We start from the raw sequence: 16,725 nt of genomic DNA, 5'->3' as shown, positions 1-16,725 counted from the left end.
GAACCTAATACAATTACAAATAACACTATAACTGCCAATATCGTGATCTCACGTATTCCCGCCAGCCTGACTAAGAGATTTGTTGTTTTCAATTCGTCGTTCTTTTCTGGGCTCAATTGCACCGACACTGACTTCACCCCAATTTCCTATCTTGGCTCAAGCCCGACGCGTAGAACATGACTGTGTCTTCTACAGCGTCTTCTCCTTGAAGTGTTGCAACGATTCTCCCGTTGTACACAACTCCAATCCTATCGCTTAACCCCATAATTTCCGGTAGTTCCGAAGAAATCACAATGATGCCAACTCCAGCATTAGCCAACTGTCTCAAAAGTGCATGGATCTCGGCCTTTGCGCCGACATCAATTCCCCTCGTTGGTTCATCCAAAATGAGCACCTTGGGTCTTCTCTGCAACCATTTCAAAATCATTACTTTTTGTTGATTTCCCCCACTAAGGCTCCTTACTGCTTGATTGGTGGATCTCGTCTTCACCCTGAGCCTTTCAACCGCCTGCAACGCAACTTCGTCCGCCAATCGACGCTTCACCATCCCCCATCGTGAAACACCGTGCAAGTCTGTAACGACAATATTGTCCGTGACTGACATCTTGAGGAACAGACCATCAATCTTCCTATCCTCAGTCAAATAGAGCAGTCCAGCACGAATGCTATCCTGGATGCTGTTCGTCCTGATGGTCTTTCCATTAAGCACAATCCTCCCTTTGTCTTTTCTCTCCGCACCGATGAGTGCCTTAGCAATTTCCGTCCTTCCAGAACCAACCAGTCCAAATAATCCATAAATTTCGCCTCGATGGACTTCAAATGAAACATCGACACACTTCGGTCCCGAATTTAGGTCTGTTACCTCCAAAATGGTCTCTCCGATAGAGGTTGCTCGCGGTGGGTATATGTTATCGATAGAACGGCCGACCATCATGCTTATAATAGAGTCGGTGGTTAAGTTCGAGACGACATCCGCTCCCACAAGTGCTCCATCTCGAAGGACGCTGATTCTATCGCTGATTTGAAACACTTCGTCAAATTTGTGACTTACGTAAATCACTATCTTCCCTTGAGAGCGCAGTTCCCTCAGCAGTTTAAATAGTTTTTGCACGTCGGAATTTCCCAGCGACGAAGTTGGCTCGTCGAAAATGAATGTGTGAGCCCCTTCCACCATTACTCCACGAATTATTTCTACTATCTGCTGTTCAGATATACTTAACGACTTCACTGGAGTTCGAGAGTTGAATGAGACACCAAAAAACTCTAAATAGTCATTCACTCTTTTCTCTAGGGTTTTCCTATCTATCATGCCAATCCTTTGCGGTAATTGGCCTACAAGAATGTTCTCCCCAACGGTCAGGTGCGGGAACGTACTCAACTCCTGTCTGACAATAGATACCCCCGCATCTCGCGCTTCAAATGGTTGCGCAAATCTATACTCCGCCCCGTTAATGATCACCCTCCCCCGATCAGGTTGGATCGTCCCACTAAGTACATTCAATAGAGTTGACTTACCGGCCCCATTTTCACCCATTAAGGTATGAATTTCTCCACCACTAAAATCAATGAATACGTCTCTGAGGGCGACATTTCCTGAAAACGCTTTCGAAACACCTTCAAGAGATACCTTGTTAACGGCCACAAATTATCACCCGTATTCTCTCCCCTTAATTTCCTCTTCGTCACCAATTATACATACGCATGTTTTGATGTCAACGAATATTCATCATATTCTTATCACCCGAAAAGGGGGTGCATATTGAGTAATACGAAAATATCCGTATGAATCCACCAAGGGTAGCGCATCCGGTGCACCCATCATACCTATATGTAAAGTAAGCTTGATACGCACAGAGTAATAACTGTTAGCGTCACGGCAAACTTCACTGCTAGTCATACGAACGTTTATTCCGGAATATGTTCTGTGTATCTACAAAACTGGCTGTACTCCTAAAATTAATATGTACGAATTTCAAAAAATCGATTAAAATGTACGTATCAATATTGGTTACCAAGGAGGAGGTATCCAAGATGCCTTACACAATCGGCGTGGATTATGGGACCCAATCAGGACGAGTGGTCCTCCTGAACATAGACAACGGCTGCGAAATGGCTGTCAGTGTTGTTCCTTACGCGCATGGCGTGATCGATGAGATTCTGCCAACCACCGGTGCGAAACTTCCCGTCGATTTCGCGCTGCAACATCCATTGGATTACATCGACGTTTTGGACCGCGGAATTCCCGCCGTACTTAAAGAAAGCGGTATCAATCCGGCGGAGGTCATTGGATTAGGCGTGGATTTCACGTCGTGCACCGTGTTGCCGGTGAACGAAGACGGTGTACCATTGTGCATCCTCCCCGGGTGGCAAGAGCGGCCGCACGCATGGCCGAAATTGTGGAAACATCACGCAGCCCAGCCGATTGCCGACAGAATCAACGATGCGGCGAACAAGTTGAATTGTGAGTTTCTGCATCGGTATGGCGGACGAATTTCGTCCGAGTGGTATTTCCCAAAACTCATTGAAGTGTTTGAGCAGGACAGAGATGTATACAACGCCATGTTTCGGTTCGTCGAAGCGACAGATTGGGTCGTTTGGTACCTCACTGGCAACGAATGTCGAAATTCTTGCACCGCCGGCTACAAGGCGATGTGGTCTGAAGAGACGGGTGTTCCGCCAAGGGAGTTTTTCGCAGCCGTCAATCCTGACTTTCTCAATCCGACTGAAAAATTGGGAGATTTGTTTTATCCGTTGGGTACCCGAGCCAGCTGCCTCAGACCGGACGTCGCGTCCAAACTCGGGCTGAGTCCGAACGTGGCCGTCGCAGTCGGCAATGTCGACGCGATGGTGTCTGCTCCGAGCGTCGGGTTGCAAGCGCCGGGAACGTTTGTCATGGTCATGGGTACGTCGATTTGCCACTTGACGATAACCGAGCAGGAGATACTCATGCCCGGAATTACGGGTGTCGTCAAAGACGGGATTTTGCCGGGGTTTTACGGATACGAGGCGGGCCAAGCTGCCGTCGGCGACATGTTCGAGTGGTTTGTGAAAAGGTACGTCTCTCCCGAGGAACGCGAACAGGCAAAGCGAAAAGGTCTGTCCATCTACGAGTACCTGGAATCGGAAGCAGAGGTGCTTGCTCCGGGAGAATCCGGATTGATCGCGCTCGACTGGTGGAACGGGAATCGAAGCATTTTGAGCGATGCGGATTTGAGCGGCGTGATCGTCGGACTGACACTGAAAACCTTGCCGCACGAGCTGTACCGGACCTTGTTGGAATCAACGGCGTTTGGAACCAAGCGGATTCTCGACAATTTCGCGGAGCACGGCATCGAAATCACAAACATGATCGCCTGCGGTGGAGTTGCTCAAAAGAGCAGTCTTCTCATGCAAATTTACGCTGACGTGTGCGGACTTCCGGTCGCCGTATGCTCGTCCACCGAAGTGCCTGCACGCGGGGCGGCGATATTCGGCGCTGTCGCCGCGGGATCGAATGCGGGTGGCTTTGACTCCATTCAAGAGGCCATACCCAAGCTTGCATCACCCATCCTCAAAACCTACATCCCTGACCCTGACCGTCATCGTCAATATCGCGACATGTACCAAATTTATTGGGATTTATACGATATGTTTGGCCGGGATCGCGCCGATTGGATGCATCGACTCAAAGAGATGCGACTTGGGTCTTCACAGACTTCGAAACAAACAACGCTCACGCATCTATTCACATAACCACGAACTTCACTACAAGAAACGAGGTTGAACATGATGTCATCGAAAGAATCGCAATCACAATTTTGGTTCGTCGCCGGCAGCCAGCATCTCTATGGACAGGAAACGTTACGACAAGTCGAGGACCAGACGGTGGCGATGGTTCGCGCTCTCGGCGAAACGGCTCATTTGCCGTATCCCGTCACGTTTAAAACCGTGGTGTCCACACCTGAGCAAATTCGCCATCTCTGTCTGGAAGCCAACCAGGATGACACATGCGCAGGTGTCATCTGCTGGATGCACACGTTCTCGCCAGCCAAGATGTGGATTGCCGGACTGAAGGAACTTCGAAAACCGATGCTGCACCTCCATACACAGTACAATCGCGACATTCCGTGGTCGACCATCGACATGGACTTTATGAATCTAAACCAATCCGCCCACGGAGATCGAGAGTTCGGATTCATCGGCAGCCGGATGAACGTGCGACGCAAAGTGATCGTTGGCCATTGGTCGGATCAGAGGATCCATCGGCGGATCGGCGACTGGATGCACACTGCCGCAGGCGTGGCGGAGTGCAAGCGCCTGAAAGTCGCGCGTTTCGGAGACAACATGCGGGAAGTTGCCGTGACTGAAGGAGATAAAGTCGAGGCGCAAATCAAGTTCGGTTGGTCCATCAACGGCTATGGCATTGGGGATTTGGCGGATGTCCTAGCGACTGTGACCGACGCGCAGACCCATGCGCTTTTGGACACGTACGAGCAACTTTATGTCATTTCCCCTGAGACACGAAACGACACGGCGGCATGGAACGCGATACGTGAGCAAGCTCGAATGGAGATTGCAATGCGAACTTTCCTCGAAGACGGAAATTTTGGGGCATTCACAACCACATTTGAGGATCTCCACGGATTGAAGCAACTCCCTGGCCTAGCTGTACAAAGGCTCATGGCGGATGGTTTCGGATTCGGCGGTGAAGGCGATTGGAAAACCGCCGCACTGACACGCGTCATGAAAGTCATGGCTGGATTCCAAGAGACGTCGTTCATGGAGGACTACACGTATCATTTAGACCCTGACAACCCGATGGTCCTCGGCGCACACATGCTCGAAGTATGCCCGACCATCGCCGCGCATCGGCCGCGCATCGAAGTCCATCCACTCTCCATCGGCGGCAAAGAACCTCCGGCCCGATTGATTTTCGACGGCAAGAGCGGTCCCGCCGTCGTGGCTACGATGGTCGACTTGGGGCATCGGTTCAGACTGATTGTCAATGAAGTGGAAGCCGTTCAACCGACTGAATCGATGCCGAAGCTGCCTGTTGCGCGCGTTCTCTGGCGGCCTCAGCCATCGCTCAGCGAATCCGCGGAAGCATGGATATACGCCGGCGGTGCGCACCACACGGTGATGTCGTATCGAGTCAGTGTGGAGCAGATGATCGATTTCGCGGACATGATGGGCATCGAATGCATTGTCATTCGCAATGGAAAATCCGTTCAGTCGATACGCGACGAACTCCGTTGGAACGAAATCATGTGGAGATGAGTCGCATTCAAAATGCGCAAAAGAGGTGAGGATTGATGCTGGAGTCCCTGAAGCAAGACGTGCTGGAAGCCAACTTGGAACTCCCCCGTCACCAACTCGTCAAGTTCACGTGGGGCAATGTGAGCGGGATCGATAGAGCGAGTGGACTCTTCGTCATTAAACCGAGCGGCGTTCCTTACGAGGCGTTGACCAGGGACGATATGGTGGTGGTCGATCTCGACGGCAACGTGATTGAAGGACGTCTGCGTCCGTCGTCTGACACACCGACGCACATGGTCTTATACCGGGAACTGCCGGAGTTGGGCGGAATCGTGCACACGCACTCACCCTGGGGCACCATCTTTGCGCAAGCCGGGCAACCCATCCCTGCCCTCGGCACCACGCACGCCGACTATTTCTACGGCGACATTCCATGCACACGCCCACTCACCGACGAAGAGATTCTGAGGGACTACGAGATGGAGACCGGAAACGTCATTGTCGAAACCATTGCGGCTCATCAACTCGATCCGCTCGCCTTGCCTGGAATTCTCGTCTACAGTCACGCATCCTTCGCTTGGGGCACCAACGCCATGGAGGCGGTGCACAATGCGGTCGTCCTTGAGGAGGCGGCGAAACTCGCCTACCACACCATTCAACTCGGTCCGCCTGCTTCCCGCATATCGCAAACGCTGCTCGATAAGCACTACCTTCGCAAACACGGTGCCCATGCCTATTATGGCCAGCAATAAAATCGAGAAAAGGCGGCGCATACGATGTTGTTACCCTCGCAGATGCTCAACCAGCCATTTGCTTGCTCGTGCGGGAGAACCCACTTCGTCCCCATCGAACAGATCGTCGTGACCGAGAGGGCCATCGACGAAATCTGTGCCTATCTTCAGGCGAAAGGCGTCCAGCGTGTTCTTGTGGTCGGCGACAACAACACGAAACAAGCAGGCGGTGCCGCACTCTATCAACGGTTAACGGATGTTGGCATGTCATGCGGCCCACAGTGGTTTGAACATACCGGCGACTTACATCCAGACGAAGACGCAGTGGCGGCTGTGCGAACGGCGATTGGGGAATGCAAGCCTCACATGTTGATTGCGGTCGGAAGCGGCACCATCAACGATGTAACGCGATTCACGTCCTTTGAAGCACGATTGCCGTACATCGTCTTTGCGACAGCGCCGTCCATGGACGGATACGCGTCCAGCGTCGCCGCGATGCAATTCGCAGGCGTGAAGACAACGTTTGAATCCCATGCGCCCATGGCGATATTTGCGGACGACCGAATTCTCGCTGCCGCCCCGTGGCCGTTGATTCAAGCCGGTTTCGGAGATTTACTGGGAAAAGTGACGTCGCTGCTCGACTGGAAGCTGTCCTCCTATCTCTATGGAGAATATTTTTGTCAAGAATCCTACGAACTCGTGTTGAAGCCCTTGCGCGATTGTCTGGATCACGCACAGCAGCTTCGTGATCGAGATGTGGAGCGTGTCCGCGAGTTGTTCTCAGGGCTCATTCAGGCAGGCATCGCGATGGCCATGGTAGGCAACTCCCGTCCATGCAGCGGAAGCGAACACCACTGCTCACACTACTGGGATTTGTTAGCATACCAAGGTGTTCGTCGCTATGCGTCACACGGCCTGCAGGTCGGATACGCCGTTCATTGGACCAGCCGATTCTACCAGTTCATGTCCAACATGCAGACGATGACACAACCGCTTCCCCTGCGGTTGTCCGCCGAATGGAAGGAATACGTGCATGCCTTCTATCGAGAAGGCGCGACTGAGATTTTGTCGGCCCAGAAAGCGAAACGAACGTGGTTGGCCGAACGGGAAACGACGGCCAAATTCGGCGATATTTCCGGGCTGAAACAATCCCTGGAACCCGAACTGTCCATGATCAACACAGCCCATCGAGCCCTCGACATCATGGGCATCCCATTCAAGCGAAACTTCCTCGAATTGAACTCGACCATGTTGAGGGATACGTTTATGCACGCCCATGAGCTTCGATCTCGTTACACGATATTCGATTTTCTCCGAGGACAAGGCAGCCTGGAGCAAGCGGTCGATTGGGTTTTCAACGAATGCATGGAATCGTGATCGAAATCTACGTGATCGGAATCTATTCGTAGTTCGAGGAGGGCATTCGAAGATGTCTACTGCGCATGAGCGGCATCACAAGCGCGTCACGCTGCGCGACGAATTTTGGGAGCGATATCAAAGCCTTGTGCGAAACACGGTCATCCCGTATCAATGGGAAGCACTGAACGACCATATTCCAGATGCCGATCCAAGCTTTGCAGTCCGCAATTTCCGCATCGCCGCCGGACTTGAGCAAGGTGAATTTGGCGGCATGGTCTTCCAAGACAGCGATGCGGCAAAGTGGCTTGAAGCTGTGGGATATTCATTGGCGAACCATCCTGATCCCAAGCTCGAACACATGGCAGACGAATTCATTGAACTCATTGCCAACGCCCAACACCCAAACGGTTATCTCAACACGTACTACACCATCAAAGAACCGGGAAATCAGTGGACAAACCTGTATGAATGCCATGAGTTGTACTGTGCTGGTCATATGATTGAGGCGGCGGTCGCCTATTACCAAGCCACGGGAAAGCGTAGATTGTTGGAAGTGGCTTGCAAGCTGGCTGACCATATCGACACGGTATTTGGTCGTGAAGAAGGCCAGATTCGGGGCTACGATGGCCACCAGGAGATCGAACTAGCCCTCGTCAAGCTGTACAGGGTCACGAACGAGGAACGCTATTTGAAGTTGGCACAGTTCTTCATCGACGAACGCGGCACCGATCCGAATTTTTTCATCGAAGAATGCCGCCGTCGCGAAGGGTACAGTCACTGGGCGAAGAAAAATCTGCCAATACCGACCATCGACCAGCTCGCGTACAATCAGGCCCACAAACCCGTGCGCGAACAGGATGTGGCGACGGGCCATGCCGTACGCGCCATGTACATGTATGCCGCCATGGCGGATATCGCGAATCTGACGGGAGAACAAGCGTTGATAGACGCATGCCATCGCCTGTGGGACAGCGCGACGAAGAAGATGATGTATATTACAGGCGGCGTTGGTTCGACGCATCAAGGCGAGGCGTTCACCTTCGATTACGATCTGCCGAACGATACCGTGTACGCGGAGACTTGCGCTTCCATTGGCCTGATCTTTTTTGCACATCGTATGCTGACCCTAGAGGCAAAGAGCGAGTATGCGGATGTCTTGGAACGCGCGTTGTACAACAACGTGATCGGCAGCATGTCGCAGGACGGCAAGCGTTATTTCTATGTCAACCCTCTGGAGGTCTGGCCAAACGCCTCGGCAGCGAATCCGGACAGAAAGCATGTGAAACCCACGCGTCAGAAGTGGTTTGGCTGCGCGTGTTGTCCGCCAAACGTGGCGCGTCTGTTAAGTTCCTTAAACCAGTACATCTACACGGTGGATGAAGCCAGCGACACCATCTACACCCACTTATTCATCGGCAGTGAAGGGGCGTTCGATCTCGACGCTGGCCGAGTGGAACTTCACCAAATCTCGCGGCTTCCGTGGCATGGCGATGTAAGATTCGAGCTCTCCACCGTACCGAACCGTGAATTTACGCTGGCCTTTCGCGTTCCTGCCTGGTCCAACGGTCAAGCCGTCATGAAGGTGAATGGCGAACTTGTCAAGTACGACACGGTGGACGGCTACGCGATCCTCTGCCGACGTTGGACCGAGGGAGACGTCGTCGAATGGAAGCTGTGGATGGAAGCGCAATGGATCTCGGCACACCCAGAGGTGAGGGCCAATGGAGGCAAAGCGGCGCTTGTGCGTGGACCGCTTGTCTATTGCTTTGAGGAAACGGACAACGGCAGCGCGCTCTCCACATTGTCCATCGACCCGACAGCGCAGTTGAGATCGCGTACCGACCATGAGTTCAGTGGCCTTGTCGTGATCGAGACAGACGGTTACGCCGATGATCGACATTCTTGGCAAGACCACACACTCTATCGCCCACTGGCCGAATTGAATGCTCCGGGGAAGAAGACATTGAAGGCCATCCCATATTACCTTTGGGGGAATCGAGAACCCGGAGAAATGGCGGTCTGGGTTCGTGTGCGCGCGACATGAAGCCGTACATCGACCTCGATTGCCTCAGGTACACCGCGCATCAAGGGTCTGGAGGCTGGCGTCCGGCAGCTTGCGCCGCCTTCAGGCCAGCCTCCTATGAGATTCACACGGACACCGTTCGTTACGAGATATCGTTACGATTTGAACTCTGGAAGCCAGCTTCCATGTGCCTCGATGAGATCGTCGCAAAGCGCCACGATGTCGTCGATGGACAACTCAGCTGACGTATGCGGATCCAACATTGCGGCATGGTAGATATGATCCCGCTTTCGGGTTATCGCGGCTTCAATCGTGAGCAGTTGCGTGTTGATGTTGGTCCTGTTCAGCGCCGCGCACTGAGGCGGCAAATTCCCGACATACGTCGGCGTCACACCGCTTGCATCCACGAGGCAAGGAACCTCAACGCACGCCTGTGCAGGAAGATTTGGAATCAATCCCGTGTTCATGACATTGGCTCCGATCTTGAACGGCACGTTCGTCTCGATAGCTTCCATAATATACGAGGCGTACTCATGTGTCCGTTGATGCGTCAATTGCGCGTTTTGAACCAACTCTTCCCGCATGCTCTTCCAGCGATTGATTTGGTTCACGCACCGTCTTGGATACTCATCCAGCGGAATATTGAATCGTTCGATCAACTCTGGATAGTTTTTCTTGATGAAGTAGGGATGGTATTCGGCATTGTGCTCTGAGGATTCCGTCACATAGTAACCGAAGCGCAACATGAGTTCAAAGCGCACCATGTCATGGTGCTTCTCGAGTTGTTTCTCACGAGCGCGCCGTTTGATCTCTGGATACAGGTCTTCCCCGTCCTTGGTGACCTCAAGGAGCCATGCCATATGGTTAATGCCAGCGATCTTCGATTGTACGCCGGTGGGGTCCATACCCAGGCTCTCAAACAAATGCGGAACACAGACTTGAACACTGTGGCACAGTCCGACGGTGGTGATCCCACCGTACGTATTCATGACGTTGGTCAAGACAGCCATTGGGTTGGTGTAGTTCAAAAACAGTGCATCCGGGCAGACATCTTGCATATCTCTCGCAATCTCAAGCATCACCGGTATCGTCCGCAGATTTCGGAATATGCCCCCAATCCCTACCGTATCGGCGATGGTCTGACGCAACCCATACTTCTTTGGAATCTCAAAATCGGTAATTGTGCAAGGGTCGTAACCGCCGACCTGAATCGCATTAATCACGTACTTGGCACCCTGCAGCGCATCTTTTCGATCCCGGTACGCCCGGATGTGTACACGGCTCTGCGTACTCGCTTTCAGGTTGTTCAGCATCTTTTCAGAGTCGTTCAGCCGCTCCAGATCGATGTCGTAGAGCGCGAACTCAAAGTCCTGGAGCGCTGGTGTCAACATGCTGTCCCCTAACACGTTCTTGGCAAACACGGTACTCCCGGCGCCGATAAATGTAATTTTGTTCATTGGAATGAACCCCAACCTTCCAGAGATATGATGAAAACCATGACCAACAGCTTCATATTCGCTTATTGCGGGTTCAATGCGGGCCGTTCTTGAGCTTTGTCTGACTCACCAGCATTCCTATTCGCAGCATCCCTGTCCTTCCGCATTTCTTCCACCGTCTTCACCCTCAGTCGTGCTGCTCCTTGATAGTCGCGTGTGGGAAGCAAATTGCCCGACTTCAGTCGCTCTTTCGCCTCCACGATAGCCTTGCCGTATTGTGGCAGCCATTGTTCTTCTGCAACCAGCAATTCATCGACCATTTGCCAAATTTCCGGCGGATTGCACACCGCCCCAACGAGTGGATCCATCATCATCGCCTGACGGAGCAGAATATCATCTCCATGGACGGCCGCTTCGACCGCCAGTCGTTGTACTGAGATACTGGCGTTGCAAACCGCAGCACATCCTAATGGCAAATCTCCAACATGTGGAATGCTGATGCCATTGCCATCCACATAGCCGGGCGCTTCAATCACGGCATCCGCTGGCAAGTTGGATATCACGCCATTGTTCACGACATTGAAATGACCTCGATACACTCTGCCAGTTTCGAGCCCTTCGATGATATACGATCCGTGTTCACGACCTCGGGTCTCTTTCGAGTACACCAACGCAGGATCCTTCATCCAGTTCGGAAAATCCGTTTCGAACCAATTGCGCCCTTCCGTGCATACTCGTAAGTAACCGCCAGTCTCTCCGTGAATCCAACTTCCGAGATCGATCCAATCGCGAATTTCATCCGGTCGCTTGCGATACCATGGGACATACTCGCTTAAGTGACCATTGGACTCTGTACTGTAATACCCGAAGCGCCTGAGCATATCGATGCGAACCTTCTCGGTCTGACGAAACTCCGGATGTTTCTCGAAAGCTTCGAGCAATTTTCCGGTAAGGTCCTCTCCCTTGTGCCTCACCTGGATGTACCACGTCTGGTGATTGATTCCCGCACAGATAATGTCTACTTCGTCCTTCGGAAGACCCAGAGCTTTGGCAATTTGTTCGTGGCCGCCTTGTACTCCATGGCAGAGGCCAATCGTCCTTACCCCGCCATATTGATTGCAAGCCCAAGTCATCATTGCCATTGGATTGGCATAATTGAGCATGAGGCATCCCGGTTCGGCAACCTCACGAATGTCTTTGCATATTTGAAGCATCTCGGCGATGCCGCGTTGGCCATACATAATTCCGCCCGCACACAATGTGTCGCCTACACACTGGTCGACGCCGTATTTCAGCGGAATGTCGATATCCAGCCTAAACGCGTCGAGTCCCCCGATACGTACGACAACAAAAACATACCGAGCACCTTCTAATGCCTCCCGCCGATCCGTCGTTGACAATATCTCTATATTCAGCCCGCTTGCTCGGATATCCCGCTGGCACAACTGCGTCACCATGTCGAGATTGTGCGGATTGATATCCGTAAATGCGACTTCGACGTCAGCGAATTCAGGAACAGAAAGCAGATCCCGCAGCAACCCTCTGGTGAACCCGATACTTCCTGCACCAACAAAGGCAATTTTGAACGACATCCCATGACCATCCTTTCTGAAGTGCAATCCCTTGGGGGAGTCCCGACCTGCTTCCGAAATATGCTTGAATCAGGAAATTTCGGCTATCACATCCCTCCCTCAACCTTCGCCAAGTTATCCCTTGAGGCCCGTGATCGAGATACCTTGAATGAACGTTCTTTGCGTTAAGAAGTACAGGATGATGAGTGGCAATGTGGCGACGGTCGAAGCGGCCATCAACAACCCCCACTGCGTGCCGTACGAGCTCACATATTGCTGGAGCCCTAGCGAAATGGTGTATAGGGAAGAGTTGTTCAAGTAGATAATCGGTCCGAGAAAATCGTTCCAGCAATACATGAACTGGAACAGCGCAACAGTGGCCAACGCAGGCTTGGCGAGTGGCAAAATAATTCTATAAAATATTTTGAATTCACTTGCGCCATCCATATAGGCAGCCTCAGACAATGACTGAGGTATGGTCATAAAGAATTGTCGAAGCAGGAATATCTGAAACGCATTACCGAAAAACGACGGAATGATGAGCGGCTTGAACGATCCTACCCAACCGATGCTCTTGAAAAGGACAAATAGCGGAATCATCGTGACCTGAAACGGAAGCATCATCGTCGCAAGCATCAGGAAAAATAGGAATCCCCGTTCCGGGAACTCAATACGTGCAAATCCATAGGCGACTACGCTGCAGGACAATACAGTCCCTATCACCGAACCGACACAGTAGTAAAGCGTATTAAGAATATAGTGTAAGAACGGCTCAAACTGCATCGCACTCGGATAGTTTCCCCATTGAAAAGGATGGGGTATCCAAATGGGCGGCCACACCATTTGCTGAAAACTCGGCTTGAGCGATGTCGAGATCATCCAGAACAGAGGGAAGATGAACAAAATTCCCAACAAGATGAGAATGCCGTGTTTCAGGGCACTTGATGCGTATCGTTTCCCTCTTACTGTTTGGGTTACTCGTTGACTGCCGATCTCGACCGATCCCGGTTCGATACTCATTCAGCCACCTCCTTAAAATGCGCTCAAAAATCGGCCGCCCCGCGCGGAGGCGGCGACGCCCTCACTTGTCACGTTTCATTTCTTGGTTGGCTTGGTTCTGCAAGTAGGTCAAAGCTTGCTTGGGGCTCATTTTGCCCTGTAATGCATAATCCTCGGCATTTGTCAGATCGGTTTGATATAGCATCGCTGCCGGTGTAACGGGATCCGTCGTATCCTTTGGGTTGTTCAAGACGTTGACAAACTGTTTGCGCAATGGGTCTTCAGAAAGCCACTTCTGGTATGCCGGCTGTTTGGTAATTTCAGGTGAGTTCGGAACCCATCCACCCGTGGGATAGGCTTTTGCAGCCCATGCTGCATTCTGATACCCTGCCAACCACGAGATAAATTCGAAGGCTTGCTGTGGATGTTTGGCGCCTTTTGGAATCATGTTGTAATTGCCGTTGATCCAAGTGGCATTTGCGTTGCCACCGGGTGCAGCTGGGATGGGTATGACCCCATAACTCAAGCTCGGGTCATCCTGTTGGATTTGTCCCATCTCCCACATACCTGAAATCGTAAAGCCCTGCTTGCCAATGTCGAACGCATCTGTCGATCCGCCCGCAGCAGCGTTCAACCCGTTTTCAAATGCACTGACCTGTGAATATGGGTACTTTTTGAACTTGGCTATCCAAGACATGTCCGCTAGAGCCTTGGAATTGAGAAGATTGTATTTGCCATTGGTGAATAGATCCGTTTCACTAAGCCCGAATGCTGGCATCAGCTGTTCGAAGTTTGACCCGGGATAAAATCCAACTTGTGTCACAACACCGCCGTTCCCAATCTTCCATTCTTTGTCCTGATCAGCCCACAGCTGATCCAGCGTCTTCGGTGGCTTGTTGGGATTTAGACCACTTTGCTTCATGATAGTCTTGTTGTAATACAGGGCATACGTGTTTTCAGTCCACGGCATTGCGTAGAGGCTGCCATTGTAGGTTCCAAATTTTGTGACCGCAGGGTAGAACCACTTTTTTAATCCGGCGTATTTTCCAGTCATAAACTTATCCAGGTTCATAACGGCGCCTTTGGCTGCAAAAGCGCCTATCGAAGCGTTCCACTCCGTGAACACGTCAGGCGGATCGCCAGCCGCAATGGCGGTCAATAGCTTTTGGTCTCCGCTTGCAGAAGGAACGGCGAGCATGTTCACGTGAATATTGGGATGTGTCGCATTGAACTCGTTGACCATGTCTTGCACGACTTTTTCCCACTGTCCTGACCACATGTTCCAGTATTCCAGTTGAACGACTCCGCCACTCGATGCAGCCTTGACATTGGAACTGAGCGCGTTGTTTGGCATGGCTCCGAATCCTTGCACACCTGTACCAACACCGACGACTGCAACGGATAGCAGTCCAGTTCTCCATTTCCATGTCCTGAACGTCATATGAATCCCCTTTCGGATTTTGGGTATGCTCCAACTGTGCAGTGCACAGTGATAGCTAGATTCATGTCAACCCTTCGGTCTGTACCGTCATTGATCCGAGCCATAGTAGACCCACTTGGCGGATCCCCTATAGACCAGTACAGTGACAATGAGAATCAGAACGAATAACAGCCAAGCCATGGCAGAAGCGTAGCCTAGGTGAAGGAACTGGAATGCCTGCTGGTACAAGTAGAGCGCGAAAAACATGGACGCGTTATCAGGTCCGCCTTGCGTCATGACATAAGCTTGCGTAAAAAATTGGAAAGACCCGATTAACCCCATAATCACGTTGAACAGAATCACAGGGCTTATCATTGGAATCGTAATTTTAACGGCACGTTGCCAAGCATTGGCGCCCTCAATGATGGCGGCCTCGTAGAGCTCTTTGGCCACTCCTTGCAATCCCGCTAGGTAAATCACGACCGTCTGCCCAACTCCCCAAAGGCTCATTAGGATAAAGGACGGTTTTACCCAATGCACCGAATAGAGCCAGCCTGGCGCTGGCAGTCCAATAGCGCGCAGCAACGCATCAATAAAGCCAAAGGATGGGTTGAACAACCAAATCCAGAGCACGGATGACGCCACAAATGGGACGATAGCTGGTAAATAGAACACGGTGCGATAGATGGTTCGTCCACGCACGTTCATATTGAGGAGCAGCGCGATAGCCAGGGCTACAATCGTCGAAAGTGGAACCGAGAAAATCGTGTAGTAGAGCGTGTTGTAAAGCGACTGCCAAAATATTGGATCATGCATCAACTTTGAATAGTTTTGCAAACCGATCCAAGACGGCGACGAGATGATATCGTAGTTTGTAAAACTGTAGTAGAGAGATGCCAAAAACGGAAACAACGCAAAGGCTAAAAAGCCAATCACCCATGGAGAAATGAACAACCAACCTGTGATTCGATTTCTTCGAACCCGCGCACGATTGACGTGAATGCGCTTTCTCGACTTCTGCAGAGCCACGACTTCATTTGAGTAACTCACCAAATCACCTACTCTTCAGTCGATTTGTGGGTATCTCTTTTGACGCGACTGCAAACATCTCATGCTCACGTAGCAATTGAACCACGCGGCAACTGGTACAATCCCAATTACAAGCCCCACCTTCGTTATCACAACCGCCAGAATAACCAGCGTCCAAGCAAGGAAAACGCTTACAATAGATACAAAGAAGTTTCTTACCCCAGTCAAGAACACCAACTGTACCAATTTCCACGACGATAGCTCTACGGAGACTAGCACCGGTCCAAGGTGCATGACGGCAGCGAGAAAAACGATGGCAAAACCTGCGCAAATGCCTAACATCATCAGTGAAACGTCGCCGTGGTTTCTTGCGTAATATTCGAGCTCCCAAAATAAAAGACACGCAATCAACAGAGTCGGAATGCCTACGACGTAGCTGATCTTCAGGTGCTTTCTCCAACCGGCAAAGTAGAGGCCGATTACCCGTTCGTCGCCGTCCATCCAACCACGTACCGTAGCAAACAGCGCTGCAGTACTCGGAGGTATTGTGATAATCGGCAAGCAGCAAATCATCCACAATAAATTTAGTAAAAAAATATTGGCAACAAGCGTCCCGACACGATGCCATCCTGCAAAAATGCGCTCTTTCCACATATTCCTCACCCTCCTTTCTCCCTTTGCGAAAACTCCAATCATATCTAATTGGGGGATAGAACGTTGTTGAGTGCGCTCCCCCGAGGCAAAGAGCAGGTTCCCCGTTCCACTAACTGAGTCGAAACTGTGACAGTGACCGGAGTGTCTCGACCATTCAACTGGTCACTCAGCAGCTTTGCTCCTAATCTCCCCATCGTCTCTGTGCACACTCTTATGGTTGTCAGCGGAGGAGTAATAAATTGGGCAATCTCTATATCACCTGAATCCG

Annotated in this window: 13 protein-coding genes; 5 read left to right on the top strand and 8 right to left on the bottom strand. The window is 51.5% G+C overall.

The window, feature by feature from the left end:
• Positions 1–133: 133 nt before the first annotated feature.
• Positions 134–1,642: a sugar ABC transporter ATP-binding protein gene (locus AAC01S_RS15960; RefSeq protein ID WP_067624708.1), complete on the bottom strand. Its 1,509-nt coding sequence runs from the start codon at positions 1,640–1,642 to the stop codon at positions 134–136.
• 389 nt (positions 1,643–2,031) lie between these two features.
• On the opposite strand from AAC01S_RS15960, the gene AAC01S_RS15955 reads away from it, so the two are divergent.
• From AAC01S_RS15955 to AAC01S_RS15935, 5 genes are read left to right on the top strand one after another with little or no spacing between them, the layout of a single operon-like run.
• Positions 2,032–3,732, top strand: coding sequence for a ribulokinase (locus tag AAC01S_RS15955; RefSeq protein ID WP_067624705.1), 1,701 nt, complete (start codon positions 2,032–2,034; stop codon positions 3,730–3,732).
• Positions 3,733–3,768: 36 nt separating this feature from the next.
• Positions 3,769–5,256 (top strand): L-arabinose isomerase, encoded by a 1,488-nt coding sequence (gene araA, locus AAC01S_RS15950; protein ID WP_370670836.1) that lies wholly within the window; start codon positions 3,769–3,771, stop codon positions 5,254–5,256.
• 35 nt (positions 5,257–5,291) lie between these two features.
• On the top strand, positions 5,292–5,987 hold the full coding sequence (locus AAC01S_RS15945; protein ID WP_067624700.1) for an L-ribulose-5-phosphate 4-epimerase: 696 nt from the start codon (positions 5,292–5,294) through the stop codon (positions 5,985–5,987).
• A gap of 24 nt (positions 5,988–6,011) precedes the next feature.
• On the top strand, positions 6,012–7,343 hold the full coding sequence (locus AAC01S_RS15940; RefSeq protein WP_067624697.1) for a sn-glycerol-1-phosphate dehydrogenase: 1,332 nt from the start codon (positions 6,012–6,014) through the stop codon (positions 7,341–7,343).
• A 52-nt stretch (positions 7,344–7,395) separates the two neighbouring features.
• Positions 7,396–9,369 (top strand): glycoside hydrolase family 127 protein, encoded by a 1,974-nt coding sequence (locus AAC01S_RS15935; RefSeq protein WP_067624694.1) that lies wholly within the window; start codon positions 7,396–7,398, stop codon positions 9,367–9,369.
• 134 nt (positions 9,370–9,503) lie between these two features.
• On the opposite strand, the gene AAC01S_RS15930 is transcribed toward AAC01S_RS15935, so the two are convergent.
• From AAC01S_RS15930 to AAC01S_RS20285, 7 genes are all read right to left on the bottom strand, one after another.
• On the bottom strand, positions 9,504–10,805 hold the full coding sequence (locus AAC01S_RS15930; protein WP_067624691.1) for an alpha-glucosidase/alpha-galactosidase: 1,302 nt from the start codon (positions 10,803–10,805) through the stop codon (positions 9,504–9,506).
• Between the two features lie 62 nt (positions 10,806–10,867).
• The gene (locus tag AAC01S_RS15925) at positions 10,868–12,376 is read right to left on the bottom strand and encodes an alpha-glucosidase/alpha-galactosidase (RefSeq protein ID WP_067624688.1); all 1,509 of its coding nucleotides are present in this window, start codon (positions 12,374–12,376) and stop codon (positions 10,868–10,870) included.
• Between the two features lie 114 nt (positions 12,377–12,490).
• Positions 12,491–13,375 carry a carbohydrate ABC transporter permease gene (locus tag AAC01S_RS15920; RefSeq protein ID WP_067624685.1) on the bottom strand — a complete coding sequence of 295 codons (885 nt, stop codon included), beginning with the start codon at positions 13,373–13,375 and terminating at the stop codon, positions 12,491–12,493.
• Positions 13,376–13,436: 61 nt separating this feature from the next.
• Entirely contained in the window at positions 13,437–14,708 is a 1,272-nt protein-coding gene (locus AAC01S_RS15915) for an ABC transporter substrate-binding protein (RefSeq protein WP_169794074.1), read from the bottom strand.
• Positions 14,709–14,882: 174 nt separating this feature from the next.
• Positions 14,883–15,824 carry a carbohydrate ABC transporter permease gene (locus AAC01S_RS15910; RefSeq protein ID WP_245630257.1) on the bottom strand — a complete coding sequence of 314 codons (942 nt, stop codon included), beginning with the start codon at positions 15,822–15,824 and terminating at the stop codon, positions 14,883–14,885.
• Positions 15,825–15,839: 15 nt separating this feature from the next.
• Complete coding sequence (locus AAC01S_RS15905) at positions 15,840–16,457, bottom strand: YesL family protein (RefSeq protein ID WP_067624679.1); 618 nt, start codon at positions 16,455–16,457, stop codon at positions 15,840–15,842.
• Positions 16,458–16,501: 44 nt separating this feature from the next.
• Positions 16,502–16,705: a substrate-binding domain-containing protein gene (locus AAC01S_RS20285; RefSeq protein ID WP_370670835.1), complete on the bottom strand. Its 204-nt coding sequence runs from the start codon at positions 16,703–16,705 to the stop codon at positions 16,502–16,504.
• Positions 16,706–16,725 lie beyond the last annotated feature (20 nt).

Origin of the sequence: Alicyclobacillus acidiphilus NBRC 100859 (assembly GCF_001544355.1) — a bacterium.
GTDB lineage: Bacteria > Bacillota > Bacilli > Alicyclobacillales > Alicyclobacillaceae > Alicyclobacillus > Alicyclobacillus acidiphilus.
The sequence above is the reverse complement of the archived record's forward strand: the minus strand, read 5'-3'. Positions and strand labels throughout refer to the sequence as shown.

What these genes read in the sequence shown, in the direction of transcription:
- AAC01S_RS15955 (WP_067624705.1), top strand. Translation starts at nt 2,032, where the DNA reads ATGCCTTACACAATCGGCGTGGATTATGGGACCCAATCAGGACGAGTG.
- araA (WP_370670836.1), top strand. Translation starts at nt 3,769, where the DNA reads ATGTCATCGAAAGAATCGCAATCACAATTTTGGTTCGTCGCCGGCAGC.
- AAC01S_RS15945 (WP_067624700.1), top strand. Translation starts at nt 5,292, where the DNA reads ATGCTGGAGTCCCTGAAGCAAGACGTGCTGGAAGCCAACTTGGAACTC.
- AAC01S_RS15940 (WP_067624697.1), top strand. Translation starts at nt 6,012, where the DNA reads ATGTTGTTACCCTCGCAGATGCTCAACCAGCCATTTGCTTGCTCGTGC.
- AAC01S_RS15935 (WP_067624694.1), top strand. Translation starts at nt 7,396, where the DNA reads ATGTCTACTGCGCATGAGCGGCATCACAAGCGCGTCACGCTGCGCGAC.
- AAC01S_RS15930 (WP_067624691.1), bottom strand. Translation starts at nt 10,805, where the DNA reads ATGAACAAAATTACATTTATCGGCGCCGGGAGTACCGTGTTTGCCAAG.
- AAC01S_RS15925 (WP_067624688.1), bottom strand. Translation starts at nt 12,376, where the DNA reads ATGTCGTTCAAAATTGCCTTTGTTGGTGCAGGAAGTATCGGGTTCACC.
- AAC01S_RS15920 (WP_067624685.1), bottom strand. Translation starts at nt 13,375, where the DNA reads ATGAGTATCGAACCGGGATCGGTCGAGATCGGCAGTCAACGAGTAACC.
- AAC01S_RS15915 (WP_169794074.1), bottom strand. Translation starts at nt 14,708, where the DNA reads ATGCCAAACAACGCGCTCAGTTCCAATGTCAAGGCTGCATCGAGTGGC.
- AAC01S_RS15905 (WP_067624679.1), bottom strand. Translation starts at nt 16,457, where the DNA reads ATGTGGAAAGAGCGCATTTTTGCAGGATGGCATCGTGTCGGGACGCTT.